This is a genomic window from Streptomyces griseus subsp. griseus, from assembly GCF_000720255.1.
GTDB classification, from domain to species: Bacteria; Actinomycetota; Actinomycetes; order Streptomycetales; family Streptomycetaceae; genus Streptomyces; species Streptomyces griseus_I.
The window spans coordinates 87159-113980 of sequence record NZ_JOJE01000002.1 but is presented as its reverse complement, the minus strand read 5'-3'; the positions used below and the strand labels follow the sequence as shown (position 1 = coordinate 113980).

Annotated in this window: 26 protein-coding genes and 1 pseudogene; 16 read left to right on the top strand and 11 right to left on the bottom strand. The window is 69.6% G+C overall.

Features of this window, described 5'->3' with window-relative positions:
- Window positions 1-77: 77 nt before the first annotated feature.
- Window positions 78-1826 carry an N-acyl-D-amino-acid deacylase family protein gene (locus IG99_RS04130; protein WP_267882523.1) on the top strand — a complete coding sequence of 583 codons (1749 nt, stop codon included), beginning with the start codon at window positions 78-80 and terminating at the stop codon, window positions 1824-1826.
- The gene (locus IG99_RS04125; protein ID WP_234311750.1) at window positions 1823-3313 is read left to right on the top strand and encodes an aldehyde dehydrogenase family protein; all 1491 of its coding nucleotides are present in this window, start codon (window positions 1823-1825) and stop codon (window positions 3311-3313) included. Before IG99_RS04130 ends, IG99_RS04125 begins: the two co-directional genes overlap by 4 nt.
- Before the next feature lie 10 nt (window positions 3314-3323).
- Here IG99_RS04125 and IG99_RS04120 read toward each other — a convergent pair whose 3' ends face one another.
- Entirely contained in the window at window positions 3324-3716 is a 393-nt protein-coding gene (locus tag IG99_RS04120; RefSeq protein WP_037669880.1) for a nitroreductase/quinone reductase family protein, read from the bottom strand.
- An 84-nt stretch (window positions 3717-3800) separates the two neighbouring features.
- Between IG99_RS04120 and IG99_RS04115 the strand changes: the two genes are divergently transcribed.
- The 3 genes from IG99_RS04115 (at window position 3801) to IG99_RS04105 (ending at window position 8235) form a co-directional block, all read left to right on the top strand.
- The gene (locus tag IG99_RS04115; protein WP_037669877.1) at window positions 3801-4619 is read left to right on the top strand and encodes an endonuclease/exonuclease/phosphatase family protein; all 819 of its coding nucleotides are present in this window, start codon (window positions 3801-3803) and stop codon (window positions 4617-4619) included.
- Window positions 4620-5193: 574 nt separating this feature from the next.
- The gene (locus IG99_RS04110) at window positions 5194-6717 is read left to right on the top strand and encodes a glycosyltransferase (protein WP_234311749.1); all 1524 of its coding nucleotides are present in this window, start codon (window positions 5194-5196) and stop codon (window positions 6715-6717) included.
- Between the two features lie 204 nt (window positions 6718-6921).
- Complete coding sequence (locus tag IG99_RS04105; RefSeq protein WP_037669875.1) at window positions 6922-8235, top strand: UDP-glucose dehydrogenase family protein; 1314 nt, start codon at window positions 6922-6924, stop codon at window positions 8233-8235.
- Between the two features lie 25 nt (window positions 8236-8260).
- Here IG99_RS04105 and IG99_RS04100 read toward each other — a convergent pair whose 3' ends face one another.
- On the bottom strand, window positions 8261-8785 hold the full coding sequence (locus IG99_RS04100) for a hypothetical protein (RefSeq protein WP_037669870.1): 525 nt from the start codon (window positions 8783-8785) through the stop codon (window positions 8261-8263).
- A 208-nt stretch (window positions 8786-8993) separates the two neighbouring features.
- On the opposite strand from IG99_RS04100, the gene IG99_RS04095 reads away from it, so the two are divergent.
- The 4 genes and pseudogenes from IG99_RS04095 to IG99_RS51340 form a co-directional block, all read left to right on the top strand.
- On the top strand, window positions 8994-9308 hold the full coding sequence (locus IG99_RS04095; RefSeq protein ID WP_158973130.1) for a hypothetical protein: 315 nt from the start codon (window positions 8994-8996) through the stop codon (window positions 9306-9308).
- Window positions 9309-9429: 121 nt separating this feature from the next.
- The gene (locus IG99_RS04090) at window positions 9430-9714 is read left to right on the top strand and encodes a hypothetical protein (RefSeq protein WP_037669867.1); all 285 of its coding nucleotides are present in this window, start codon (window positions 9430-9432) and stop codon (window positions 9712-9714) included.
- Window positions 9715-9861: 147 nt separating this feature from the next.
- Window positions 9862-10707, top strand: a complete 846-nt coding sequence (locus IG99_RS04085; protein WP_037669865.1) for an LLM class F420-dependent oxidoreductase — start codon at window positions 9862-9864, stop codon at window positions 10705-10707.
- A gap of 11 nt (window positions 10708-10718) precedes the next feature.
- Window positions 10719-10922 (top strand): annotated as a pseudogene (locus IG99_RS51340) (adenylyltransferase/cytidyltransferase family protein); the annotation flags it as partial.
- 226 nt (window positions 10923-11148) lie between these two features.
- Here the strand turns inward: IG99_RS51340 and IG99_RS04080 are convergent.
- The 3 genes from IG99_RS04080 to IG99_RS04075 all read right to left on the bottom strand — a co-directional run bounded on the left by IG99_RS04080 (window position 11149) and on the right by IG99_RS04075 (window position 13225).
- Entirely contained in the window at window positions 11149-11865 is a 717-nt protein-coding gene (locus IG99_RS04080; RefSeq protein WP_234311748.1) for a class I SAM-dependent methyltransferase, read from the bottom strand.
- A gap of 143 nt (window positions 11866-12008) precedes the next feature.
- Window positions 12009-12608, bottom strand: coding sequence for a GNAT family N-acetyltransferase (locus tag IG99_RS45025; RefSeq protein ID WP_078947523.1), 600 nt, complete (start codon window positions 12606-12608; stop codon window positions 12009-12011).
- Complete coding sequence (locus tag IG99_RS04075; protein ID WP_037669863.1) at window positions 12605-13225, bottom strand: TetR/AcrR family transcriptional regulator; 621 nt, start codon at window positions 13223-13225, stop codon at window positions 12605-12607. The genes IG99_RS45025 and IG99_RS04075 overlap by 4 nt, the downstream gene beginning before the upstream one ends.
- Before the next feature lie 114 nt (window positions 13226-13339).
- On the opposite strand from IG99_RS04075, the gene IG99_RS04070 reads away from it, so the two are divergent.
- The gene (locus tag IG99_RS04070) at window positions 13340-14260 is read left to right on the top strand and encodes an alpha/beta fold hydrolase (RefSeq protein ID WP_037670216.1); all 921 of its coding nucleotides are present in this window, start codon (window positions 13340-13342) and stop codon (window positions 14258-14260) included.
- Window positions 14261-14452: 192 nt separating this feature from the next.
- Here IG99_RS04070 and IG99_RS04065 read toward each other — a convergent pair whose 3' ends face one another.
- Entirely contained in the window at window positions 14453-15151 is a 699-nt protein-coding gene (locus tag IG99_RS04065; protein ID WP_037669861.1) for a hypothetical protein, read from the bottom strand.
- A 149-nt stretch (window positions 15152-15300) separates the two neighbouring features.
- Between IG99_RS04065 and IG99_RS04060 the strand changes: the two genes are divergently transcribed.
- Entirely contained in the window at window positions 15301-17886 is a 2586-nt protein-coding gene (locus IG99_RS04060) for a bifunctional FO biosynthesis protein CofGH (RefSeq protein ID WP_037669857.1), read from the top strand.
- Between the two features lie 88 nt (window positions 17887-17974).
- Window positions 17975-18541 (top strand): L,D-transpeptidase, encoded by a 567-nt coding sequence (locus IG99_RS04055; protein WP_037669856.1) that lies wholly within the window; start codon window positions 17975-17977, stop codon window positions 18539-18541.
- Here the strand turns inward: IG99_RS04055 and IG99_RS04050 are convergent.
- From IG99_RS04050 to IG99_RS04040, 3 genes are read right to left on the bottom strand one after another with little or no spacing between them, the layout of a single operon-like run.
- Window positions 18525-19034 (bottom strand): DUF2165 domain-containing protein, encoded by a 510-nt coding sequence (locus IG99_RS04050; protein ID WP_037669854.1) that lies wholly within the window; start codon window positions 19032-19034, stop codon window positions 18525-18527. The genes IG99_RS04055 and IG99_RS04050 overlap by 17 nt on opposite strands.
- Before the next feature lie 51 nt (window positions 19035-19085).
- Window positions 19086-19268, bottom strand: a complete 183-nt coding sequence (locus IG99_RS04045) for a DUF397 domain-containing protein (RefSeq protein ID WP_037669853.1) — start codon at window positions 19266-19268, stop codon at window positions 19086-19088.
- Window positions 19265-20074, bottom strand: a complete 810-nt coding sequence (locus IG99_RS04040; protein WP_037669852.1) for a helix-turn-helix domain-containing protein — start codon at window positions 20072-20074, stop codon at window positions 19265-19267. The genes IG99_RS04045 and IG99_RS04040 overlap by 4 nt, the downstream gene beginning before the upstream one ends.
- 113 nt (window positions 20075-20187) lie before the next feature.
- On the opposite strand from IG99_RS04040, the gene IG99_RS04035 reads away from it, so the two are divergent.
- Together IG99_RS04035 and IG99_RS04030 are read left to right on the top strand one after the other, a co-directional pair.
- Window positions 20188-20619 (top strand): ATP-binding protein, encoded by a 432-nt coding sequence (locus IG99_RS04035; protein ID WP_037669850.1) that lies wholly within the window; start codon window positions 20188-20190, stop codon window positions 20617-20619.
- 222 nt (window positions 20620-20841) lie between these two features.
- Window positions 20842-21651, top strand: a complete 810-nt coding sequence (locus IG99_RS04030; protein ID WP_051864912.1) for a DNA-binding protein — start codon at window positions 20842-20844, stop codon at window positions 21649-21651.
- A 131-nt stretch (window positions 21652-21782) separates the two neighbouring features.
- Here IG99_RS04030 and IG99_RS04025 read toward each other — a convergent pair whose 3' ends face one another.
- The gene (locus IG99_RS04025) at window positions 21783-22655 is read right to left on the bottom strand and encodes a universal stress protein (protein WP_037669845.1); all 873 of its coding nucleotides are present in this window, start codon (window positions 22653-22655) and stop codon (window positions 21783-21785) included.
- Window positions 22656-22918: 263 nt separating this feature from the next.
- Here IG99_RS04025 and IG99_RS04020 point away from each other — a divergent pair, with 263 nt between their 5' ends.
- Both IG99_RS04020 and IG99_RS04015 read left to right on the top strand, forming a co-directional pair.
- Window positions 22919-24037, top strand: a complete 1119-nt coding sequence (locus IG99_RS04020; RefSeq protein WP_037670215.1) for an ADP-ribosylglycohydrolase family protein — start codon at window positions 22919-22921, stop codon at window positions 24035-24037.
- 230 nt (window positions 24038-24267) lie between these two features.
- Window positions 24268-25053, top strand: a complete 786-nt coding sequence (locus tag IG99_RS04015) for a hypothetical protein (RefSeq protein ID WP_037669843.1) — start codon at window positions 24268-24270, stop codon at window positions 25051-25053.
- A 15-nt stretch (window positions 25054-25068) separates the two neighbouring features.
- Here IG99_RS04015 and IG99_RS04010 read toward each other — a convergent pair whose 3' ends face one another.
- The gene (locus tag IG99_RS04010; protein ID WP_037669842.1) at window positions 25069-26643 is read right to left on the bottom strand and encodes a sodium:solute symporter family protein; all 1575 of its coding nucleotides are present in this window, start codon (window positions 26641-26643) and stop codon (window positions 25069-25071) included.
- Window positions 26644-26822: the final 179 nt, after the last annotated feature.

Genomic DNA, 26822 nt, shown 5'->3' with positions numbered 1-26822 from the left:
CGTGGTGGCCTGCGCGCCCACGCGGCGGAGCCGCACATCGAAACAGCCCCGCGCCCCCAGGTAGGCATGCTCACCGCATCTCCAGGAGGGACCGCATGCTCGATCACGTCATCGGGGGCGCCACCGTCGTCGACGGGACCGGTGCGCCTGCCTACACCGCCGATGTCGGTATCCGCGACGGGCGCATCACCGCCATCGGTACCGTCACCGAGGATTCCCGCACCAGTGAGGACGCCACCGGGCTCGTCCTCGCCCCCGGTTTCGTCGACCCCCATACCCACTACGACGCCCAGCTCTTCTGGGACCCGTACGCCACGCCCTCTCTCAACCACGGAGTGACGACCGTCGCCGGCGGCAACTGCGGTTTCACGCTCGCGCCGCTGAACCCGGACCGTCCCGAGGACGCCGACTACACGCGCCGGATGATGTCCAAGGTGGAGGGGATGTCGCTGGTGGCGCTGGAGGAGGGGGCGCCCTGGAGCTGGAGCTCCTTCGGGGAGTATCTGGACGCCCTCGAAGGGCGGATCGCCGTCAACGCGGGCTTCATGGTCGGTCATTGCGCGCTGCGGCGGTATGTGATGGGACCGGACGCCGTCGGCGGGCAGCCGAGTGACGCGCAGTTGGCGCAGATCGTGCGGCTGCTGCACGCGGCCATGGACGCCGGGGCCTGGGGTTTCTCCACCACGCAGTCGTCGACGCACTCCGACGGGGACGGGCAGCCGGTCGCCTCCCGGCATGCGCGGCCCGAGGAGCTGCTGGCGCTCGCGCGGGCCGTGGGGGAGCACGAGGGGACGCAGATCGAGGCGATCGTGGCCGGCTGCCTGGATCAGTTCAGCGATGCCGAGATCGATCTGTTCGTGGAGATGAGTGCGGCGGCGGGGCGGCCCCTGAACTGGAACGTCCTGACCATCGACGCGGCGGTCCCGGCGCGGGTGCCCAGGCAGCTGGAGGCGAGTGAGCGGGCACGGAAGTCGGGCGGTCGGGTGGTGGCGCTGACCATGCCGATCCTCACGCCGATGAACATGTCCCTGGGCACCTTCTGCGCGCTGAACCTGATCCCGGGGTGGGGGCCGATCCTGGGGCTTCCGGTGCCCGAGCGGATCGAGAGGCTGCGCGACCCGGCCGTACGGGCCGAGATGCTCCGGCGGGCCGACTCCAAGGAGGCGGGCGTCTTCCGGCGGCTCGCCGACTTCGGGCGGTACGTCATCGGGGACACCTACAGCGAGGCGAACCGTGGGCTGACCGGCCGGGTCGTGCGGGACATCGCGGCGGAACGCGGGCAGGACCCGTTCGCGTGCCTGGTGGAGATCTGCGCCAACGACGAGCTGCGTACGGTGCTGTGGCCCATGCCGACCGACAACGACCCGGCGTCCTGGGCGCTGCGGGCTCAGACGTGGCAGCACGAGGACGTCATGCTCGGCGGGTCCGACGCGGGCGCGCACCTGGACCGGATGTGCGGGGCGCCGTACACCACGCGCTTCCTCGGGGACTGTCTGCGGGGCCGGAAGCTGGTCGGTCTCGAGCAGGCGGTGAGGATGCTGACGGACGATCCGGCGCGGCTGTTCGGTCTGCGGGAGCGGGGCCGGGTGCGGGAGGGCTGGCATGCGGACCTGGTCCTCTTCGACCCGGAGCGGATCGACGCGGGCAAGGCCACTTTGGTGCACGACCTGCCGGGTGACAGTCCGCGGCTGGACTCCAAGGCGATCGGGATACGGGCCGTGTGGGTCAACGGGGTCGAGGCGATCCGCGACGACGTGGTGACCGGCGCGGTACCGGGCCGGGTGCTGCGGTCCGGGCGGGACACCGAGACGGTGAGCACCAAGTGAGCGAGCAGCGGCTGGTCGTGGCCGGTGGGCACGAAGCGGGCGACGGGCAGCGGCTGTTCGTGGGCGGTGAGTGGGTCGAGCCGGACGCCGGGCACTACGCCGTCCTCGACCCGGCGACCGAGGACACCGTCGGGTGGGCGCCGGAGGCCTCGCGGGATCAGGTGCACGCGGCCTGCGCCGCGGCCCGCGACGCCTTCGGGCCGTGGTCGCGCACGTCCGCCGAGGAACGGGCGGGGGTGCTGGCACGGGCCGCGGACCTGATCCGGGAGCGGCTGGTGCCGTACGCCGAGCTGGCTCAGGCCGAGACGGGCGCGACGACCGGGACGGCCCGGGGCATGCAGGTGGGTGTCGGGGCCGCCCGTTTCCGGCGGTACGCGCGCGTGGAGCCCGCCGAGTGGGCGATCCCGCCGCAGATCAACGAGGCCGGTCCGATGGGGAGGGCCGGCGTGATGGGCGCGCTGGCCGTACGACAGCCCGTCGGTGTGGTCACCTGCATCACCTCGTACAACAACCCGTGGGCCAATCCGGCGGGCAAGATCGCCCCGGCGCTGGCGATGGGCAACACGGTGGTGGTGAAGCCGGCGCCGCAGGATCCGCTGTCGGTGTACCGGATGGCGGAGGCCCTGGAGGCGGCGGGCGCACCGCCGGGTGTGGTGAACGTGGTCTCCGGACGTTCGGTCGCGGTCGGCGAGGCCGCCGTGGACTCCCCGGACGTGGACATGGTGAGCTTCACCGGCTCCACGGCGGTGGGGCAGCGCATCGCGCAGGTGTGCGGGCGCGGGATGAAACGCCAGCTGATGGAGCTGGGCGGGAAGGGCGCGGCGCTGGTCTTCGACGACGCGGACCTCGCCTCGGCGGTCGCCGGGATCGGCACGACGTTCTCCTTCTACAGCGGCCAGATCTGCACGGCACCGACCCGGGTGCTGGCCCAACGGGGCGTGTACGACCGGCTGGTGGCGCAACTGGCCTCGTACGCAGACCGGTTGAAGGTAGGAGACCCGAGAGCCCGCGACACGGTGGTCGGTCCGGTGATCTCGGCGGCGCACCGGGAGCGGGTGGAGTCGTACGTGGAGGCAGGCCGCAAGGAGGGCGCGACGCTGGTGACGGGCGGCGAACGCCCGCCGTACGACACCGGGTTCTACGTCTCCCCGACCCTACTCGCCGACTGCTCCCCGGAGATGCGGGTGGTCCGTGAGGAGATCTTCGGCCCGGTGGTCGTGGTCCTCCCCTTCGACGAAGAGGAGGAGGGCGTGGAACTCGCCAACGACGGTGACTACGGCCTGATCGACTACGTCTGGACCGCCGACGTGGCCCGCGCCTTCCGCGTCGCGCGCCTGCTGCGGGCCGGCGGCGTCGGGATCAACACCGTCGGCCGCAACATGGAGGCGCCGTTCGGGGGCTTCAAGCGGAGCGGTGTCGGCCGGGACGTGGGCTCGTACGCGCTGCACGCCTACAGCGAGGTGCAGGCGATCGTGTGGCCGGGGTGAGGTGAGCTGATCACCCGGTGAGATCCACCCGCACCGTCAGCAGGTTCGTCCCCAGTGCCCGTACCGCCGTGCTGTTGAGGCGGGGCAGGGCGCGCAGGCGGGCGACCGGGTCGTCGTCGGGGAGGAGGTGGGCGGTGCCGGTGTGCCAGCGGCCCCGGATCCGCACCCGCACCTCCGGGTTCGCCCGGATGTTGCGCACGTACTGGGAGCGGTCGCCGAATTCCGAGACCAGCCAGAAGGAGTCGCCGACGCGCCGTCCGCCCACCGGCGTCTGACGGGGCTGCCCGGAGACGCGGCCCGTGGTCTCCAGGACCGTCTGGAGGGGGAGACGGCGCAGCAGGGGATTGATCCGCCTCTGAAAGGTCGTGGTGGCGCGGAATCTGGCATCGGCGAGGCGGGACATCTCCGTACGACTCCTTCACACAACACTCTCGAACTGTTGCTTCAATGGTCCCCCACGCGGCGGAACGAGAGCGGGTGGCTGCGGATGCGGGTCGTGACCTGGAACCTGTGGTGGCGCTTCGGCCCCTGGGAGACACGCCAGAAGGCGATCCTGGAGACCCTGCGGGAACTGGGCCCCGACGTGGTCGGCCTGCAGGAGGTGTGGGCCACCGGCGGCGAGAACCTCGCCCGGTGGCTGGCCGGTGAGCTGGGCCTGCACTGGGCGTGGGCGGCCTCTCCGGCGCCGGAACGCTGGCAGCGGCGGATCGGGGACGCCACGGTCGGCATCGGGAACGCGGTGCTGAGCCGGTGGCCCGTGCTGGAGCAGAGCACGCTACGGCTGCCCGCCCCCGTCGACATCGACGACGGCCGACTGGCCTTCTACGCCCGCCTCGCGCACCCCTCCCACCAGATCCCCTTCTTCACCGCCCACCTCACCTCACCCCGGCACGCCTCGGCCGTGCGCTGCGGCCAGGTGACCGCGCTCGCGGAGTTCGTCGCACGCCACCGGGGCGACACCCCGTTCCCGCCGGTCGTCACCGGCGACTTCAACGCCTGGCCGGACTCCGACGAGATCCGCCTCTTCGGCGGCTACCGGACCGCCCCTGCCGTGCCCCACCAGGTCCTCTACGACGCCTGGGAGTACGCCGACCCGACGGCACCCTCCAACACCTGGGACGCTTCCAACCCGTACGTGGCGATCGGCGGCGAACCGAGCGCCCGCATCGACTACGTCCACGTAGGCCGGCCGGGCCCCGACGGGATCGGGAAGGTGCGGGCGGTACGGCGGGCGGGGGACGGCCCGGTGGACGGGGTGTGGCCTTCGGATCACGCGGCGGTGGTGGCGGAGTTGCAGGAGGCGTGAGATCGCCGGGCGGCTGCAGGTGCAACGTCGCAGACACCTGGTCAGCAGCTGGCGCGCACGCTGGAGGCAGCGTGGCCAGGCAATCGCGTGACGTGGCGGCCCGGTCATCGGGCGACTCCCGGACCGTCATCCGGCCGCTCGACCTGTTTTGTTTGAGTCAGGTCCGGGACGATTCCGTTTCTGAAAGACAAGGGGACCAAAATCATTGGCCAATGCTTTCGAGCTTTGGCCAACGATTCGGTCCCTCCGGGCTGGCACCCGAGCAGCGGGATTCGTCGAGTTGGACTGCGTAAAAAAAGAATGTCGCAGTTTCATCACGATAGATGGTCGAGCCATCTACTCATCTGACCTGCATTCATGACTCTCTGTCAGGCCCGGCGTCACTCTTCCGTGTGTCTCCGACGGCTCGTTCAACGTTCAAGAGCCCATGGTGGGCTTGATCGGTGGTCCTATCATCTTTTTTATCCAACAGTCGTTCCCATGGGGGGATTCACGTCATGTCCGGACACGCTCAACTTGCTCAGACAGGGACTCCGGTTCTTGTCATCGGCGGGGTCAGTTATCCCATCGGGGGATGGATGCTCGCGGCGGCAGCCGGCCTGGTCTGCCTCGGCCTGCTGCTCGTCCGCTTCGGATTCCGACGCAAGATCGCCATCGGCGAGAACGCGACCACGACGGGTGCGCAGCACCAGAAGTGAACCGTCGCAATCGCCAAGCACCGGTGCTGAGTGCCCATCAGCACCGGTCCTGGACCGTCGCCATGGGCATCCTTGTCCTGTTGCTCGCTGCCGGGTGGACCACCCACCACGCCGTGGTGAACTTCACGGCTGACCCCGACATGCGCAGCCGGCTGACCGTCGTCTGGATCAGCCTCTTCCTGGTCTTCCTGCTGCAGACCTTCATGTATCACCTTGAGCGGGTCCCACGGGTGAGCGAGCGGGCGCGGCGACAGCTCGACGCCCTGCACGTGTCCATCCTCGTGCCCGTCTACAACGAGGACCCCGGTTACCTGAAGCTGGGACTCGAAAGCTTCCTCCGCCAGACGCGGCTGCCCGATTCGGTGCACGTCGTCGATGACGGGTCCACTTCGAGCGACTATGCCGAGGTGAGGGCATGGTGGGAGCAGGCCGCCGCCGACGCGGGGTTGGCCACGACGTGGCAGCGGGTGGCCAACGGCGGTAAGCGGCACGCCCAGGCGCACGGGGTGCGGGTCAGTCCCGAGGCCGACATCTACATCACGTGCGACTCGGACTCGTGCTTCGCGCCGAACGCGGTGGAACAGTCGCTGCTTCCCTTCGCGCGGCCGCGGGTTCAGTCGGTGGCCGGCATCGTGATCGCCACGAACAACCGGGTCAACTGGTTGGTGCGGGTGACCGATCTGTGGTTCGTGGTGTGCCAGTTGGTGGATCGATCGGGACAGTCCTCCCTCGGCGCGGTCATGGTCAACTCCGGTCCGCTCGCCGCCTACCGGGCCGGCGTCATCCGCGACAACCTCGGTTCCTATCTGAACGAGACGTTCATGGGCCGGCCGGTGATGTTCTCCGACGACAGCCTGCTCACCTTGTATGCGCAGCAGCGGGGCCTGACGGTGCAGCAGCCGCGAGCGATCTGCTTCACGGCGATGCCGGAGAACTGGGGGCACTTCTCGCGGATGTATCTGCGGTGGATGCGGGGATCGACGATCCGGTCGGTGTGGCGGATGCGGTACCTGTCACCGGCGCGGCCCGCGTACTGGCTGCACGCCATGCGCTGGCTGCAGATGATCCTCACGCAGATGGTCACCGTATGGCTGTTGGTGGTGGTGCCGCTCGTCTACCGGGACTGGCCGCCCAAGAGCATGCTCGTCATCCCGTTCCTGATCGGCTACGCGCAGGGCCTCCGTTACCTGAGCATCATCCGTTCCGACGAGCGGATCCGGCAGCGAGCCATGACGTGGCTGGCCATGCCGCTGGCCATCGTGCTGGCCTGGACCCTGCTGCGCAGTCTGCGCTGGTACGGCATCTTGACCTGCGCCAAGACCGGCTGGGGCACGCGGCAGAACGGCGCCGAGGTTTCTCTCGCCGCCGGCGCGGCCCCGGCGGCTGCCCCGTCCAGTTGACTCCCGCATCGGCCGTGCCGCCCACGCCCGGCTGATCCAGGACGCCTGCCGGTACCTTCCCTGCTCCCATCCCCTGCACCCCGTCCTTGCCCCTTCACGTCCGCGCGCCGCGCGGCGCAGGGGTGAGGATGGGCGCAACTCTTACGTCTGTCCGGGGGCCGCAGCCGTGCGCTGCGGTCCGCCTCAACAGGGAAGGACCCTGTCATGAGCCGCCCCGCCCACCGCGTCACCATCTTCGGCGCCGGGTACATCGGCCTGGTCGCCGGCGCCTGCTTCGCCGAGCTGGGCCACCACGTCACCATTCGCGACATCCAGCCCGAACGCGTCCGGATCCTCAACTCCGGCGAGGTGCCCATTTACGAGCCCGGCCTGGGTGACATGCTCGCCCGCAACAAGGAGCGCCTGTCCTACACCCTGGACGGCGACGAAGCCGTCCGTGACGCCGACGTCGCCTACATCTGCGTCGACACCCCGCCCACCGCCTCCGGCGATGCCGACCTCTCCCGGGTGTGGGCCGTCATCGACACCCTGGGCACCGCCGGCCACCTCAAGGCCGTCGTCGTCAAGAGCACCGTGCCCGTCGGAACCGGCGAGCGCATCCGCCGGGCTCTGGACGAGGCCGGTCTGGGACACGTCGGCTACGCCTCCAACCCCGAGTTCACCGCCGAAGGCCGCGCCATCACCGACTTCATGCGACCCGACCGCATCGTCATCGGTGCCACGGACACCGAGACCGCCGACCTCGTGGCCGCCCTCCACGACGGCATCGACGGCCCGGTCGACGTCATGGACATCGCCTCCGCGGAAATGGTCAAGATGGCCGCCAACGCGCTGCTCGCCACCAAGATCTCCTTCACCAACGAGATCGCCGCGCTGTGCGAGGCCACCGGCGCCGACATCACCCATGTCACCCGCGCCATCGGCCAGGACCACCGGCTCGGCCCGCACTTCATGAACGCCGGCCTCGGCTACGGTGGCAGCTGTTTCCCCAAGGACTCCCGCGCCCTGCGTGCTCTCGCCAGCAACACCGGCTACCCCTTCCAGCTCCTGACCGCCGTCATCGAAGTCAACGAGCTCCAGCCCCGCCGCGCCGTCCAACGTCTGAAGACCCAACTGGGCACCCTGAAAGGCCGCACCGTCACCCTGCTCGGCATGACCTTCAAACCCGGCACCGACGACATGCGCGAAGCACCGAGCACCATCATCGCCGCCCGCCTGCTGGCCGAAGGCGCCCACGTCCGCTGCTGGGACCCCATGGCCCGCCCCGGTCCCGGAGCCCCCTGGGACACAGCCGAACGCCACCCCGGCATCAGCGAGGCCCTCGACCATGCAGACGCCGCCGTCGTCGTCACCGAGTGGCCCGAACTCCGTGACACCGACTGGAGCGCCCACGTCACCCGTATGCAGACGCCCGTCATCTTCGACGGACGGAACGTCCTCGACCTCACGACCATGCAGGCCCTGGGTTACACCTACCTCAGTGTCGGACGCGCTTCCGGCCCCGAACACACTGCCTGACCTCCGCGACGGGCAGGGACGAAGGTCAGACGCCGAGCCCCTGCAGGGTCTCCTTCACCAGACGGTTGCCCTTGGGCTCGAACCACGAGGAGAACGGCGACAGCTTGGCGACCGCCGAGCCGAGCCATTCGGGATCACCGAGGCGGTGCAGCTGCCTCGCCTCGGTGAGCTGGGCGAACAGCGCCTTCAGCACGATGACGTGGCCGCCGGTGTAACGGCGCTCGTGATGCGTGTACCGCACGGACCACAGCTCGTACGGGTGGCGCAGGATGCCGTGCAGGGAGCAGCCGTCGCGCCCCATGTCTGCACGGGGCTCGGCGGCCGCGATGATGCCGGCGGCGGGCGAGGCCTGCCACTTCCGGTAAGCGGCCCGCACCTTCAACTCCAGGAACTGCGACCACTCCAGGGCGAGCAGCGGTGCCGTCTCCCCGTTCCGCCGATGCTCCAGCCCCTCCGGCGTGAGCACGACGCACAGACCGTCAGCCCGCGTCGCATCCCCGATCACCCACTGCTCCCCGACCAGCTCCAATGGCCCCAGATGCTGCGTCACGACTCCCCCTCCGACCGGCAACACGACCGACGGTACGTCACGCGGGAGACTTCGATGTGTGGAGCAGGGCGTTGAAGGTGGCGGGGGTGGTGGTGAGGACGGCGTGCGTGGGTCGGCGCTGGCCGGCGTGGTGACTGTCCGCTGCTCGTAGCGACCGGGCAGCGCCATACTGGGAGACGGAGCCATGCCCTTTCACCAGGAGCGGACCATGAGCGCACAGCCCGAGCACGGCTGGGGCACGATGCCCCTCCCGGAGATCCGAACCGTGGACGACCTGCGCGGCGCGCTCAGCCGCTACGGCTTCCCGGGTGACCGGGAGCGCTTCGAGGAGGAGCTGGCGACGGCCATAGGGGCATCCTCGGCCAACGACTTCGAGGCGGCGGCCGCAGTGGTACGGGCTTACCGGCACCGGGTCATGATCAGGAACTCGCCCGAGGCCATGACAGCACTCGAGGACGCTCGCACCGGAGACAGGCGGCACGTGCGGAAAGCCCCGCTCCGTGATCCACGGGCTGTGGACTGAGCTGGCGGGGAGTCATCCGCTGGTCCCTTCCAGTGATCGCCGTACGACTCGCGAGCGGCGCAGACGCCGCACGGGTAAGGCGTCTCCGCAGCAGATGCCCGGAATCGTGAGGAGACCAGCCGTGTACGTAGCCGTCAGGCGATACGAGGGAGTGACCGATCCGGCCGAGGCGGGGCGGCGCGTGAACGACGGGTTCGTGCCGCTCATCCGTGAGGTCCCCGGTCTCGTGGCCTACTACTGGGTCGACGCCGGGAACGGAGTCATGGTCTCGACCAGCGTCTTCGAGAGCGAGGCGGGCGCCGAGGAGTCGATCAGGAGGGCCGCCGACTTCGTGCGGGACAACCTCGCTGAGCTGCTCCCCAACCCTCCCCAGGTCATGTCCGGCCAGGTCGTGGCGTCCCTGTAGCGGAGGACGCGCAGGGCGCCGCGCACCCTGGTCCCTCAGGCCGCGTGGCGCCCGCACCGGTCACGACCGACGCGCACCTCCCGCCGACCATCGTGATGCCGACTGGTCGGTATGGACATACGGCCCCGGGCCCGGTACAGATGACGCATGCGTATCTCCGTGACCATCTTCCTCACCGACGAGACCATCACCCCGACCCGCCTCGCCCGTGAGCTGGAGCAGCGGGGGTTCGCCGGGCTCTACCTGCCCGAGCACACCCACATCCCGGTCGAGCGGATCACCCCGTACCCGGCGGGCGGCGAGCTGCCGCGCGAGTACGGCCGTACGCTCGACCCCTTCGTCGCCCTCGGGCAGGCCGCCGCGGTAACCGACAGGCTCGGTCTCGGCACCGGCATCACGCTCGTCGCCCAGCACGACCCGATCGACCTCGCCAAGCAGATCGCGACCGTCGACCACCTCTCCGGAGGCCGCCTCACCCTCGGCCTCGGCTTCGGCTGGAACGTCGAGGAGGCCGCCGACCACGGCGTGGAGTGGCGCACGCGCCGCGAGCTGGTCCGGGACCGGATGGCGCTCATGCGGGCCCTGTGGAGCGAAGAACCCACCGCCTACGACGGCGAGTTCGGGAGCGTACGGGCCAGCGAGGCCCACCCCAAGCCCGTACAGAAGCCGCGCGGGCCCGTCGCCGGACCGCGCACCCTCATCGGCGGCGCCGCCGGACCCAAGCTGTTCGCCCACATCAGCGAGTACGCCGACGGCTGGCTGCCGATCGGCGGGCGGGGCCTGTCGGAGTCCCTGCCGCAGCTGCGCGCCGCCTGGGCCGACGCGGGCCGCGACCCGTCCGCCCTCCAGGTCGTCCCCTACGCCGTCCACCCGTCCCCGGGCAAGCTCGCGTACTACGCCGAGCTGGGCATCGAGGAGACCGTGGTGCAGCTGCCGCCGGCGGGGGAGGAGGAGGTGCTGAAGGTGCTGGACGCCTACGCGCCCTACCTCTAGCCGGATCCTTCGACCCGGTCACTCAAGGGCACCGGGACGTTCTCCGCCGCGCCGCCCTCCTGTTCGACGAGGTCGTCGTCTGCGTCATGTCCAATCCGAGCAAGACCGGCCGCTTCCCGGTCCAGGTCGACGAAGTCGAGGAGTGGGGCTTCCAGGTCTTCCACCCCGACTCACACCTCGCCCACCAGATTGAAGAACTCGCCGACACCCCGTAACCCTTGTGGACGTTGGAGCACTACCCCAGCTTTCGAGCGCACGACCGTCCCGGCAAAGCCGGTGTCGGGACAGCCGGGCACAGAGCCTCGCCGCCCTCTGTAGCACTTTGATCAAACAGTGCCTGCCCGCACCACGATGCGCCCCCGACCAAGCTCAACGCGGTGCCATCGCTGCGAGTGACGCGCGGCCGCCCAAGTCGGGTGGGCCTCGCGGGTCCCATCCGGCTCAGCAGAACGGTCGGAACTCTTTGAAGTCCGGCGTCGGGCGCGGGTCGGGCAGCCGGTAGGCGCCGGTCCGCGGCCGACTGCCGGCCGGGTCGGTCGTCCCGTCGGCCGGAGCGCCCGGTATCGGACGCCACCCCAGATTGGTCTCGAAGTACGCCACGGCAGCGCTGACCGATGGCCACCAGACATCGTCGAGCAGCACGATGCCGCCAGGTCGGACGATCTCGCCCAGGAAGTGGAGGTCGACGAACACGTTATGGAAGTGGTGACTGCCGTCGACGAACGCCGCGTCCGCGGAGAAGCCCGCGTCGGCCAACCGGGCAAGGAAGCGCTGCGATGGTTCGGTCACCAGCTCGGCGATGTCGTCCAGGCCGGCGCTGCGCAGCAGCTCCCACCCGACACCGTCGTACGCCGTGTACTGGAATGGGTCGATCACCACATGCCGCGGATTCCGGGAACCAGTGCGCAGCAGCGCCTCGCTGATCGCCAGCGCCGAGCTGGCATAGGCGAGCCCGATTTCGACGACCGTGCCGACTCGCTCTTTCACCAAGAGATCACGTACCTGATCACAGTCGCGCTCCGGCAGCGTGACGGTGGCGAAGTCCGGACCGCCGTCGGGCTTCCGCGGCGGCCCGTGCTTGGCGAGCCGGCGGCGTACGGCGGCTACTCGATCCGGCCGCTTTCCTGCGGTTCCGTCCGGTTGCACGCTCGAGTTCACCAGGCACACTCCTTCTTGCTGAGGGCACGGGACGTGGTCAACTGTGACACTCAGAGGGGCCAACTGAGAGTTGTGGCCGCGCTTCCGTGCCGGCTACGCCTTGGCAGTGAGATCGGCTCCACGGGGGGTATGTGGGCAGCCCATCAACTCGGGAGCTTCTCTGGATCTTTAGGTCCTGGTGTGTGATCGCGCCCGTTTGTGGCCCTGTTCGCTTGTTGGGCAATGTAGATCCAGTCGAAGCCGTCGTATCCCTCGGTGTCGAGATGCTGTGCTCGGCTGAGCCCGGCGCGGATCGCCACGCGCTGAGAAGCGACGTTGGCTGGTCGAACGCGGGCGATCAGCGGGAGGTCGGGCAGGTGATGGGATGCCCAGCCGGCAACGGCGGCTGCGGCTTCACCGGCGAAGCCCTGGCCCCAGGCTGAGGGGGCGAAACGGTAGAAAAGATTCAGGACCGGGGCCCCGTGCAGTGCCATGGGCTTGATTCCGCAGAATCCGAGCTGCTGGGCGGAGCCGTGGTGCCGGACAACCCAGTACCCGTATCCGTGCTGCTGCCACTGGTCGTCCCAACGCTGGTAGAGAGCTTCTGCCTCCTCGAACCGGGCGAGCGCATCGGACGGGTTGTGGGTACACGTCTGAGGATCGCGGTGGATGGCGAAGATCGCGTCGACATCGGCTGTGGTTGGGCGTCTCAGCAACAGCCGGGCGGTCCGCAGCTCGACGGCTGCTGGACTCCGATCAGTCATGTCAAGACCGCCTTGCCAGTGCGGAAGATTCGGTTCAGATGGTGGTCCAGGACTGTGGTCGCGGACTCCGGGCTGCGCTGGCCGACGAGGATGCTCGTGCCGAGTCCCGCAGACATGGCAAGCAGGCCGGCTGCCTCCAACCGAGCGTCCGCACCGGGCTCAAGCAGTCCCGCCTCTTGCGCCTGCCGGAGGAGTTCGGTCAAGGCGTCTTCGGCGGCATCCGGGTGCTTAATGAAGGGCTGGGCTGCGAGCGCCGGGTCGTTCACGGACAGAACTGCGTATGACGTGTAGAGGTGGTGGAAGGTGCGGCTCTCGTCGTCTGTCGGCAGCGCCGCCATCAGCAGCGCCTCGACCATCACGCGCGGACCAGGACTGTCCCCGGCGGCCCGCACGCGGGCGGAGACCCGCTCCCCGAATCTCTCCGCCAGGAGCTCGAGCCCGAAGAGCAGCAACTTTTCCTTGGTCTGGAAGTAGTACTGCACCAGCCGCAGCGATACGCCCGCCTCCGCTGCCACATCGCGCATCCCGACGGCATGCAGCCCGTGCCGGCGGGCGACTCGGAGGAGGGCCTCGGCGATCTCGGTGCGCCGTTCTGCGTGGTCCACGCGCTTGGGCATCGGCCGGTTCTCCGCTCGTCGTCGCTGCTACGGCTCCCATGGGGCTGATGATGATACAGCTGTACCAACATCGTGGTACGTTCGTATCACAAAACCGAGACGCTGGAGGTGGCCATGCCTGAGACCGCTGCCCGAACTCACGCCGATGTCGGCCGTTATGTGAGCGACGCCTGGCGGGAGCGCTACTTCACGGCCTGCGATGCGGTCTACGCCCTGGGAACGCCCGCGCACGCGGAAGTGGACGTGGAGACGTCCTTCGGCACCACGCACGTCTACCGCTATGGCCCGGGGGACGAGGCTGTCGGATCCCGCACCCCCGTCGTCCTGGTGCATGGGGCGGGCTCCTGCTCCGCCATGTGGTATCCGAACACCCCCGCCCTCAGCGCAGACCGCCCGGTCTACGCGATCGACACCCCGGGCGATCCCGGCCGCAGCGTGCAGCGCGAACCGATCCACCAGCCCGAACATGCGGCACAGTGGCTGGATGAGACGCTCGCGGGACTCGGGCTCGACAGCGTCCACCTCGTCGGCTCCTCCTACGGTGGCTGGCTTGCCCTGAACCAGGCACAGCGCAGGCCCCGTCGCCTCGCCTCGGTCACCTTGCTCGACCCCGGCGGCCTGGAGAAGGTGGGGCTGCGCTTCTTCGTCTGGCTCTTCGTCGGCCTCTTCGCGACCTTCGCGCCCAGAGCGCTCCGCCCGCGGCTGGCGGCCTGGCTGGAACAGCCGGTCCTCGTCGTGCCGGAACTGCGCGCGATGATCAGAACGGCGGTTCGCGCCTATCGCATACGCCGCCCGGCGCCGCTTCCTCTGTCCGAGGAGGAGCTGTCCAGCATCCGGACTCCGCTCTATCTGGTGCTCGGCAAGCGAAGCCTCCTTGTGCACCCGCAGCGGCAGGCGGAGCGGGTGCCGCGACTGGTCCCCGGCGCCCGAGCCGAGATCATCTCCAGCACGGGCCACGGGCCGCAGATTGACCACGCGGAGGAGATCAACCGCAGGATGCTGAACTTCATGGCCTCCGTCGACCGACCAAGCTGAGGCCCACTCACAGGAGAAGAAGAGGCGGTAGCAACGTGTCTATGCCGACTTCTACGCAGCGTCCAACACGCTCCGTGCGATTCTTGTGGATGCAGAGACGGAACCGAAATCCATTCCAGCCGATGCGAGTTCTTCCGATAAGAGCCGCGACCACCGCGCCTCCAGCGATCGCGAACCTACGCGGTCACAGCACTAGCCCTTCTTGGCGGTGCCGCCCCGTAGCGAGGGTCCGAAGTCGGGCGGCACCGGCGCGTTCCCGGCGGGCTCGTCGTCGCCCTGTTGCCACCCGGGGTCCGTGGCGCAGGGCATGGCGGCCCCGCCGGTGAAGTACTCACGGTCCGCGAACCACTGGAAGGACATCCGCTCCTCGCCGTCCGAGCGCGAGGCGTACAGGTCCCAGTAGTCGCCGGACACGGCCTCGCGGTACGAGGTGATGTCCCAGCCGGTGTCCTCCAGGTGCGCGCGCAGCCGGCGCAGGCCGGGGACCGCCTGCTCGGCGCCCACGTGGTCGAGGGCCCAGCTGTGGCTCATGCTGTAGACGCCGTGGACGATCGTGTCGCTCATCCCGCCCGCGTAGCAGTAGTCCGCGTCGAGCGTGTTCTCCGGGGAGACGCCCACCTTCTCGACCCCGGGGCTGATGGTGCGCGTGAACCCCAGCACGTCGTACGCCTCCTGCGAGCGGTCGAGGACGCGGCTCGTCATCTCCTCGGGAGCGACCCGGGGAAAGTCCGACGGTTCCTTCGTCTCCAGGGCGATCCAGACGACCAGGCCGAGGACGAGCAGCAGCGGTACGGCGATCAGCGCCGCGCAGCCGATCCCGACGGCCTGCGCGGCGGTCGGGCGGGTCGGGGCGGGCGTGGGCGCGGTGGCGGTGGTCGTCTCCTCGGGCATGAGGGGACCGTAGATCGGTCGGCGCGCCCTGCGTATCGGTGCGGCTGCGCACGGCAGATGGGTACACGTACTCAGTCCGTCCGGCAGGCAGCACCGCTGCGCCGCTGGTCACGCCCCGCGCCACGAACGCGTGATCGTATGCTCGAAGGATGACGACTTCCGCGACCTCCGGAACCGGCCCCACCGAGAACTCCATGCGTCGCGCCCTCAAGCGCGCCCGGGACGGCGTCGCCCTGGACGTGTCCGAGGCGGCGGTGCTGCTCCAGGCACGCGGCGAGGCCCTCGAGGACCTCGTCGCTTCCGCGGCCCGGGTGCGGGACGCGGGCCTGGAGGCAGCCGGCCGGCCCGGCGTCATCACCTACTCGAAGAGTGTCTTCATCCCCCTGACCCGGTTGTGCCGGGACAAGTGTCACTACTGCACTTTCGTCACCGTGCCCGGAAAGCTCCGGCGCGAGGGCCACGGGATGTTCATGTCCCCGGACGAGGTCCTCGACATCGCCCGCAAGGGCGCGGCCCTCGGCTGCAAGGAAGCCCTCATCACCCTCGGCGACAAGCCGGAGGACCGGTGGCCGGAGGCGCGCGAGTGGCTCGACGCGCACGGCTACGACGACACGATCGCGTACGTCCGGGCCATCTCCATCCGGATCCTGGAGGAGACGGGCCTGCTGCCGCACCTCAACCCGGGCGTGATGAGCTGGACAGACTTCCAGCGCCTCAAGCCCGTCGCCCCCTCCATGGGCATGATGCTGGAGACCACCGCGACCCGGCTGTGGTCCGAGCCCGGCGGCCCCCACTACGGCTCCCCGGACAAGGAACCCGCCGTACGCCTCCGTGTCCTGGAGGACGCCGGCCGCTCCTCCGTCCCCTTCACCTCGGGGATCCTGATCGGCATCGGCGAGACCTACGAGGAGCGCGCGGACTCCCTGTTCGCGCTCCGGAAGGTCTCCCGTGCCTACCACGGCATCCAGGAACTGATCATCCAGAACTTCCGCGCCAAGCCGGACACCGCCATGCGCGGCATGCCGGACGCGGAACTCGACGAACTGGTCGCCACGGTGGCCGTCGCCCGCCACATCATGGGCCCGAGCGCCTGCCTCCAGGCCCCGCCCAACCTCGTGGACTCCGAGTACGAGCGCCTCATCCACGCCGGCATCGACGACTGGGGCGGGGTCTCCCCGCTCACCATCGACCACGTCAACCCCGAGCGCCCGTGGCCGCAGATCGAGGAGCTCGCGGAACGTTCGGAGGCGGCCGGTTTCTCGCTGCGGGAACGGCTCTGCGCGTACCCGGAGTTCGTCAAGCGCGGCGAACCCTGGCTGGACCCGCGGCTGCTGCCGCACGTCAGGGCCCTCGCCGACCCGGAGACCGGCCTGGCCCGCGAGGACGCGGTCGTCGAGGGCCACCCCTGGCAGGAACCCGAGGAGGTCTTCGTCTCCTCCGGCCGTACGGACCTCCACACCACGATCGACACCGACGGCCGTACGTCCGACCGCCGCGACGACTTCGACGAGGTGTACGGCGACTGGGGCGCCCTGCGTGAGGCGGCCGCCCCCGGCATGGCACCGGAGCGCATCGACACCGACGTACGCCAGGCGCTGCGCACGGCGGCCGACGATCCGACGAAGCTGACGGACGAGGAGGCGCTGGCGCTGCTGCACGCGGACGGCCCGGCGCTGGACGCGCTGTGCGCGGTGGCCGACGAGGTCCGCAAGTCGGCGGTCGGCGACGACGTCACCTACATCGTCACCCGGAACATCAACTTCACCAACGTCTGCTACACCGGCTGCCGCTTCTGCGCCTTCGCCCAGCGCCGTACGGACGCCGACGCCTACACGCTCTCCCTCGACCAGGTCGCCGACCGTGCCCAGCAGGCGTGGGAGGTGGGCGCGGTGGAGGTCTGCATGCAGGGCGGCATCCACCCCGACCTCCCGGGCACCGCGTACTTCGACATCGCCCGGGCCGTGAAGTCCCGCGTCCCCGGCATGCACGTCCACGCCTTCTCCCCGATGGAGGTGGTCAACGGCGCCACCCGCACCGGCATGTCGATCCGCGAGTGGCTGACGGCGGCGAAGGAGGCGGGCCTGGACTCCATCCCCGGCACCGCCGCCGAGATCCTCGACGACGAGGTCCGCTGGATCCTGACCAAGGGCAAGCTGCCGACGGCGACCTGGATCGAGGTCGTCACCACGGCTCATGAACTCGGCATCCGCTCGTCCTCGACGATGATGTACGGCCACGTCGACCAGCCCCGCCACTGGCTTGGCCATTTCAGGACCCTCGCTGGTATCCAGCAACGGACGGGCGGCTTCACGGAGTTCGTGACCCTCCCCTTCATCCACACCAACGCGCCGGTGTACCTGGCGGGCATCTCCCGGCCCGGCCCGACCATGCGGGACAACCGGGCGGTGACGGCGATGGCGCGCCTGCTCCTGCACCCGTACATCCCCAACATCCAGACCAGCTGGGTGAAGCTGGGCACGGAGGGGGCGGCGGAGATGCTGCGCTCCGGCGCGAACGATCTCGGCGGCACCCTCATGGAGGAGACGATCTCCCGGATGGCGGGCTCGTCCTACGGCTCGTACAAGTCCGTCCAGGACCTGATCGCGGTGGCGGAGGCGGCGGGCCGACCGGCGAGGCCCCGCACGACGCTCTACGGGGAGGTCTCGGAGGAGCGCCGGCGCGCCGCGACCGCGTCGGACGGGCACCTGCCGGAGCTGCTGCCGGTACTGGACTGACCTGGATCGAGTCCGGGGCCCAGCCGACCCACAGTACGATGATCCGACCCCCTTGCCGGGGGGTTGGAGACTGAGGAGAGGCGCACCCGTGTCTGCCCGACTGCCCTCGTGGGCCTGGGTCACCGGTCTGACGGCCGGCGCGATCGTCGCGGTCGTGTTCCTTGCCGTACAGGCCGACGGGGGCCCGCACCCCAAGGCCACGGCGGCCCACCCCAGCGCGTCGAAACCGGCGGCCACGGGATCGGCGGCACCCAAGGACAAGGACGCGGGGCCGGCGGCGGTCCCTGCCGACTCGGGCACGGGCCGCCGTATCGTCTACTCCCTCGCACAGCACCGGGTCTGGCTGGTCGACGCCAGCGACACCCCGCGCCGTACGTTCACCGTCTGGGCGGGCACGGTCAGCCCCGACCCGGGCAGCTACTCGGTCTACACGCGCCGAGACGCCACCACCGGCTCCGACGGCGTCAAGATCGAGCACATCATCTACTTCACCGCCAAGTCCGGCATCAACATCGCCTTCTCCAACGCGGTCGACGGCTCCTCACCGCCGCCCGCCTCGGGCACGCGGACGGGCGGCATCCGCATGCCCAAGGCGGACGGAGCGGCGCTGTGGGCGTTCGGTACGGAGGGGACGAAGGTCAGGGTCGTGAAGTGACCTCCCGCTGCCCGAAGGGCAGGTGGTTGACGACCAGCACGATCCCGCTGAGCAGGAACACCCGCATCGCCGCGTCCAGCCCGTTCCAGCTCTTCGACTGCCACATCGCGAACCACTCACCGCCGATCGCGATGAACCCGGCCCCGAAGAGCAGCATCAGCATCAGCAGCCCGTACGTCGACACGGTCCGGGCCCGCGCGTGATCCCGCCGCGCCCACAGCCACGTCCCGTATCCGAGGACGAGCGCGGCGGCCGTCTCCCACACGATGATCGCGACGTACGCGGCGTCCTGTAATCCCTTGCTCGTTATCGCCCGCCACATCAGGTCGTCGTCCTTGAACGTCGTGTCCATCGCCAGCACATGTCGCACGAACTGCTGATTCGTGCCGAAGTCGGTGATGTTCCCGAAGGCGACGAGGGCGACGTAGAGGGCGACGGTGCCGGTGAGGAGCGTCGCGGTGAGGGGGATGACCCGCGAGTTTGAGGTGACCATGACGGCCCCCTTCCCGCCCCGAGTCACCCGGAACCGTGACCGCCCCTACGGCTACTTCGTCATGTGCGTGAGGAAATCCGCCCAGGCAGCGGGGGAGAGGGCGAGCCGTGCGCCCTGCTTGTTCTTGGAGTCGCGTACGTGGACGGTGGGGTCGGCGGGGGTTATGGCCACCTCGACGCAGTCGGGGCCGTCGGCGCTGCTGTAGCTGCTCTTGAACCACTCAAGGGGGGTCATGTCTCTCCCAGAACTTTCTCGATGAAGGTCAGGGACTCCCGTGGTGAGAGAGCCTGCGCCCGGATCATTCCATAGCGCATCTCCAGGATCTGGACCTCCCGGGGATCACTGATCAGGCGGCTGTGCAACTGGACCTCCAAGTGCCCCAGTGTCTTTCCGTTCTGGAGTTTCAGCAGCCGGATCGGCCCGCTCAGTCCAGCGTGATCCTCACGATCCGTGGGCATCACCTGGATCGAGACGTGCCTCAACTGGCTGATCTCCAACAAGTGTTCCAGCTGTTGCCGTAGCACCATTTTGCCCCCGACCGGGCGCCGAAGCGTCACCTCTTCCTGGACGAAGGTGAGCAGGGCCCGAGGTGCGCGATCGAAGACGGCTTTTCGTGCCATACGTGCGGCGACATGGCGTTCGATCTCGTCCTCTGTGTACGCCGGCCTTCGAAGCGCATACACCGCTTGGGCATAGTCCGGCGTTTGCAACAGGCCGTGGATGTGGCTGCTGGTGTACGCCCCCAACTCCACCGCCTCGTCCTCCAGCTTCGCCAGATCCCGCACGTTCTTCGGATACCGCGCCTCCTCGACGTCCTTCTTCATCGCCGAGATCTTCCCGTCCGCACGCAGCACCTCGTCCGCCTTGTCCAGGAACTCCGGCTTCGGGACCCGTCGCCCGCGCTCCACCGACGAGACCATCTCCTCGCCGTAACCGATCGCGGACCCGAACTCCGCCTGGCGCATCCCGGCCGCTTCGCGCCACATCTTGATCTGACGGCCGACGGCCTTGAGTACGGCCGTGGCCTCATCGTCTTCCACAACGCCCACCTCCCGTGTACGAGCCGGACGACCCCGGACCGTACCCGGACAGTCGCGCTCCGTACTGACTGATGTGCTGGTCAGGGTATTCAGGAGTGACCACGCTGGGTGATGTGAATCAGGGAATCACTCAGACCGCCGCCCCGGTACGGCACTTCACCGTGCAACTTTCCTCCACCCGCAGGGGTGCCCGCCTCGCCCGCCTGCTCACGGAACGTCAACTCGCCGACTGGGGTGAGCCGAACACCGCCGCCGAGCACATCGTGGCCGAACTCGCCGCGAACGCAGTCCTGCACGGACGTGTACCGGGCCGGGACTTCCGGCTGACGCTCCGACTCGACACGGCACGCACCCTCCGAGTCGAGGTGACCGACGCACGGGGCGACCGCGTCCCGGTTGTCCCGAACCCGGCTCAGGGATGCGCGGAATCGGGGCGCGGTCTCCTGCTGGTCGCCGCGTTCGCCGACCGCTGGGGGGTCGACGAGGGGCCGTCCCCCTGCAAGACGGTGTGGGCCGAACTGGCGCCGGATCGCGTGGCCCTGTGACCCGGTCGCGCGCGACGCCAAGGAAATAAGAACCGGGGAAATGACCAACCCCACCCCACCGCCCCCGCCGCTCACCCGCAGGGGTGAACATCATCAACTCGGCTGGCGCGGCGGGGCTTCGTAGTGCAGCGTCAGCGCCAACAACCGCACATGAATCGGCCCCCGCCGGGACGGCAATCCCAGTGCGAGGGCCTGATCACCGAGGAAGTCGACACCTTCCAGATGACTGCACAGCAGCCTAGCGCGCCCGCGCGCGCCCGGTCCGGCCGTTGCGGACCCGGAGTCGAGCACGTCACCGAGCGCCATCACGAGCGCTTCACCGTGGTCGGAAACCACCTCGCCCAGCATCCGGACCTGTCCCTGACGGCGATCGGCCTGGCCACCCACATCCAGTCGCTGCCCGCCGGATCGGCGATCGGGATCAAGGCGCTGGCCGCGAAGTTCCCCGAGGGTGAGATCCGGATCGCCGCGGCGCTGCGCGAGCTGGAGGAGTACGGCTACCTGAAACGCACGAAAGAGCGACTGCCCTCGGGCCGGATCGTGACCCGCACGGTCTCGTACAACAAGCCACGGCAGTCCGGCCCGCCCGTCGAGGCTCCCGCGCCGGAACCATGCCCAGCCCCAGCCCCGGCCCCGGCCCCGGTGGGCCCGCAGCCGTCGAAGCCGTGCCACGACGCAGCCGTCGACGTGCTCTCCGGCCTCCGCGCCCACGACCCGCGCCTGCTTCTCACCGAACGGGACGTACGCCGTCTGGCGCCGGCGGTCTCCGCCTGGTTGGAGCGGGGCGTGCCCCCGACCGCCGTACGCGAAGCCCTGACCACCGGCCTGCCCGAGGAGCCTCTGCGGCACCCGGCCGCCTTCCTCGCCCACCGCCTCACCGCCCTCCTGCCCCCACCCCTCCCCGAAGCACCCACCCCACCGAGCCCCCTCCGCCCGGACCCGCTCCAGACCTGCGACGGCTGCGACCGCGCGTTCAGAGCCCCGCACCCTGGCCGCTGCCGCGACTGCCGTGCACCTGGCGCGGCGGCGTAGGACTGCTGAATGGGAGACCACGCCCCGACCGACGGCCCGTACGGACCGCTGATCCCCATGCTCGGCTCACGCCGGACGCCCTGCGTGCGGCGGTCGCGCGCATCGCGCCGAGTCGGTTGAGCAAGCGATACTCAGGCGTGGGGGACGACAGCCACGGGGCAGCGTCCGTGGTGGAGGGCGGCGTGGGCGACGTGGCTCAGCAGCGGCCCCGTGTGCGTGTGCCGGTGCACGCGCCGGCCGACGACCAGCAGCCCGGCGTCCGCGGTGGCCTGCACGACGGCCTTGGCGGGGCTCGTGAGACGGACACTGTCGGACACGTCCACCCCCGGGTACTTCTCCTGCCAGGGGCGGAGCGCCTTGCCCAGTTCCTTCTGGCCGTTCCTCGTCATCTCCTCGGTGGCGTCGTGGTCCACACCCCAGGGGGTGCGCGCGTGGAGCGGCACGCTGCGGCCGAAGACGGCCAGCAGGGGAACGCCCCGCGCGGCGGCGGTGTGGAAGGCGAAGTCGAGCAACTCGTCGCTGGACCCGCGCGGTTCCACCGCCACGACCACGCGGCTCGCGGTTGCCGGAGGCGGGTGCTCCTTTCCCGGGGCCGTGCGGACCACGACGACGGGCCGGTCGGCTCGTGCCACGACCGGGAGGCTGACGTCGCCCAGGAAGTAACTTGAGAAGGTCTCCAGCCTCCGGGAACCGAGCACGAGCATCTCGGAATCCGATGCCGCCCGCAGCAGGGCCTCCCGGGCGTCCTCGGCGAGCAGGCTGCCCACGACCGTCAGGCCCGGATGGCGTGTCTGCAGCTCCGACTGCGCGGTGTGGACCAGACGCTTCGCCCAGTAGTTCTGGTCGACTTCGGAGGGCCCGTGGGCCGGTTCCGGCACCAGCATCGGCCACGCGTGCAGCAGCCGCAGGGTGAGCTTGCGCTTCTCGGCCTCTTCGGCGGCCCAGCGGGCGGCGGTGAGGCTCTCCGGTGAGCCGTCGAGGCCCACGGTGACGATTGGTTGCATGGCGGCGGCCTCCGTCTCGTACGAAAGCTGGACATGACGGTGAACGAGTCCGGGGGCGAGCCGTCCGGACGTCGCCGGCGGGCCGAGCGTGGTGCGTTTCTCTTCCTTCGAGAACTACACCAATCCCCTGCGGCGCGCATGTGGACCTAGGGAGGACAGGACACGAGAGGAGTCCCGAGGCCGTGGTCCTCCTCTGAATCAAGCGTTCCCATTCGATTACAGTGCTGGGCGTCGTACATACGGACGGTGCCTGGGAGGTCTTGGTGGGTGCGACCGACGGCGCCGTCTGGGGCCGTACCGAGCAGCAGGACTTTCGGAGCCGGGTGCGGGGCACCCTCTTGGGTGGTGCCCTGGGAGACACGCTCGGGGCGCCCGTCGACGGGCTGGATCTCGACGCCATCCGGGAGGCGCACGGCGCCGAGGGGGTCGTAGACCTGGCGCCCGCGTACGGGAGGCGCGGTGCCGTCAGTCACCTCACTCAGCTCACCCTCTTCACCGTGGACGGCCTGATCCGCGCCCAGGTACGCAGGGACACCGGCGCCTGGCATCCGCCGACCGACCTGCACCGGGCGTATCTGAGGTGGGCCGCGACGCAGCGGGACTGGGGGCCCGACGAGCGGCGGGCGGAGGACGGGTGGCTGGCCCGTGAGGAGTGGCTCTACGCCCGACGGGGCCCCACCCGTCCGCTGCTGCTCGGGCTCGGCGACGAGGCGATGGGCACGCTGGACGCGCCCAAGAACCCCGGTGAGGCGGGCCCCGAGGTCGTCGCCCGGTCGGCCCCTTTCGGGCTGCTCGTCGGCTGGGAGCCGCAGCTGGTGATACAGCTCGCCGTGGAGTGCGCCGCGCAGACCCACGGTCACCCCGTCGCCTACCTGTCGGCCGGCGCGTACGCGGTGATCGTGCACGCCCTCGCCCGCGGCGACAGCCTCGACGGCGCCGTACAGCGGGCGCTCGCCCTGCTCGGCGCGCGGCCCGGTCACCAGCCCGTGTCGGACGCCCTGCAACACGCCCTCGGCGCGGTCCGGCAGGGGATTCCGACGCCGGACCGGGTGGCCGAGCTGGCCGGTGCCGGTACGGCGGAGACCGTGCTGGCCGCCGCCGTGTACTGCTCCCTCGTCGCGGAGGAGGTCCGCCACGGTCTGCGCCTCGCCGTGAACCAGGTCGGCCCCTCCGCCGCGACCGCCGCCCTGACCGGCGGTCTCCTCGGCGCCCTGCACGGCGAAACGGCCCTCCCGCCGGCCTGGCTGGCCGAGCTGGAGGGCCGTCCCACGCTGCTGGAGCTGGCCGACGACTTCGCCATGGAGATGACCCAGGGGCCCGCCCTGCACGGCCCGGCGGGGTCCGCGCCGGGGTGGCTCGCGAGATACCCGAGAGGCGGATAGGACGGTTCAGCCCCCGGCGAGACCCCGGCCGTCAGCCCCGCGTCGAGCTCCGGGTGCGGGCTGGTCGTGGGCCATGAGCGCGTAGGGGAGCGCAGATCCGGACAGCGGGAGCGCTGGGCGATCCCACACGCCCTTGCGCGCGCCCCACAGCGCCCTGCCTGGGTGTACGCGATCCGCCGTAGCCTCCACTGCGGGACGTGGGTTCAGGGTTTCGATCCTCGGGGGGACACATGGTCTGGTTGGGCATCGCCAAGTTCGTGGGGGGAACGGTCGGGACCGTTCTGGTACAGCGGACGGTTGAGAACTGGCTCAGTGACAACAAGGCGACCGAGGCAGCGCGATTGCTGTTCCACCAAGCGGTTCTGGACGAGAACGGGCGGGTTCCCGCCGACCGGTACCTCACGGAGGAAGCCGGTCTCAGGTTCGCGGTGACGCCGCTCGAACTGAGTGACGAAGTGCGCGGGCCGGCACATTTCATCGAGGCGACCAACACGCTCATCGACGGCAACCAGCCCGAACGCACACGATACTTCTGGCACAACGGGGAGAACCAGGAATTCCGGCTCACCGGACCCGGCAGCGGTCTCGCTGCCGGAGAGCCGAGGCCTCCCCGGTTGACCCGGGTCACCGAGCCGACCGGCGCGAGCGTCATCACGGAACCGTCCGACTGGTTCGTACACCGCACCCTGCGCAACCCGCAGGTCTACGTTCCCGCCTACGGCATGTACAAGCTCATGAAGGACACGAAGCAGAACCGCCGTGCCGCGGACAGGGTCACCGCGGCATTTCGCGAGGCGTGCGGGAGCCCCCAGGGCCAGGTGGAGGCCGACGGAGCACCCGTCGTCGCTGGGGACCTGACCTTCTGGGTCACACCCCTCAGGTCGACGGGCACGTCGGGCCGCACCGTCTTCCACCATGTCCTGGTCGTGAACAGCGCGGTGGCCAAGAACCATCCGCTGCGTGTCCTGACGCTCCTGCACAGCGCCATGACCGGTGGCCTCACGTGGCTGGTCTGACCGAGCGCCGCGCCCTCACTCCTTCGCCCGCGCCCGCACCACGTCGTCCACCGGCTCCGCCGGTGTCGGGATCGCGGCCGCTGCCGTTCCGTCGTCGTCGGTGTTGATCTTCTCGATGACGGCCAGTCGTTCCGGGGTGTCCTCGGGCTTGAGGAAGCCGATGAGGATGTAGAGGACCAGCGACACCGCGAGCGGGATCGAAACCTGGTACTGGAGCGGGACACCGCCGTCCACGTTCCAGTTGATCGGGTAGTTGACCAGCCAGAAGGCGAGCAGGCCCATCGACCAGCTGGTCAGTGCCGCCGTCGGTCCCGAGCGGCGGAACGGACGGAGCAGGCCCAGCATCATCGGGATGGCCATGGGGCCCATCAGACCGGCGACCCACTTGATGACGACGGTGATGATGTCCTTGAACGTGGGGGAGTTGACCTGGGTGGCCGCCGCCATGGACAGGCCGAGGAAGACGACCGTCGTGATCCGGGCGACGCGCAGCCCCTGCCCCTGGCTCCACGAGCGCGCCCTGCGCCACACCACCGGCGCGCAGTCCCGGGTGAAGACCGCCGCGATCGCGTTGGCGTCGGAGGAGCACATGGCCATGGTGTGCGAGAAGAAGCCGACGATGACCAGTCCCAGGAGGCCGTGCGGCAGCAGCTGTTCGGTCATCAGGCCGTACGCGTCGGATCCGTCCGTCTTCTGCGACTCGACCAGCAGCGGTGACATCCACATGGGGAAGAACAGCACCACCGGCCACACCAGCCACAGCACCGCCGACAGGCGCGCCGAGCGCTCGGCCTCGTACGCGTTGGCCGTGGCCATGTAGCGCTGGGCCTGGTTGAGCATGCCGCCGTTGTACTCGAAGAGCTTGATGAAGAGGAAGGCGAGCAGGAAGACCGTGCCGTACGGCCCCACCAGTGGCTCCCCGTGGCCCTTCAGCTCCGGCTCGTCCCAGGCGCCGAAGAACCCGATGCCCTTGTCGTTCAGTTTCAGGACCACCGCGATGAACATCGCGATGCCGGCGAGCAACTGGATGACGAACTGGCCGAGTTCGGTCAGGGCGTCGGCCCACAGGCCGCCGATGGTGCAGTAGACCGCCGTGATGCAGCCGGTGATGAGGATGCCCTGGTTCAGGCTGACGCCCGTGAAGACCGACAACAGGGTCGCGATCGCGGCCCACTTGGCACCCACGTCGACGATCTTCAGCAGCATCCCGGACCAGGCCAGCGCCTGCTGTGTCTTCAGGTCGTACCGGTTCTTCAGGTACTCCAGCGGAGACGCCACGTGCAGCCGTGAGCGCAGCCGGTTGATGCGGGGCGCGAACAGCTTGGAGCCGATGGCGATGCCGAGGGCGATCGGGAAGGACCAGGTGACGAAGGAGGTGACGCCGTAGGTGTAGGCGATGCCGGCGTAGCCGGTGAACATCACCGCGCTGTAGCCCGACATGTGGTGGGAGATGCCGGAGAGCCACCAGGGCATCTTGCCGCCGGCGGTGAAGAAGTCGCTGACGTTGTCCACGCGCTTGTGGGACCAGATGCCGATGGCGACCATCACGCCGAAGTAGCCGATCAGCACGGCCCAGTCGAGACCGTTCATGGTGCCCCCTTCCAGGGTCCGCCTTGTGAACTCCGCTCAGCTGGTTGGCACTTCGCGTGAGCGGGGTAAGGGCGAGGGAGGCGGCGAAGTGCCCGCTCATCCTGGGTGGGGTTATGTGGGCACGACAAGCTGATGGATGGTCAAGGGCAAGTAAAAATGTTCGCCTTACTGACCTGTGT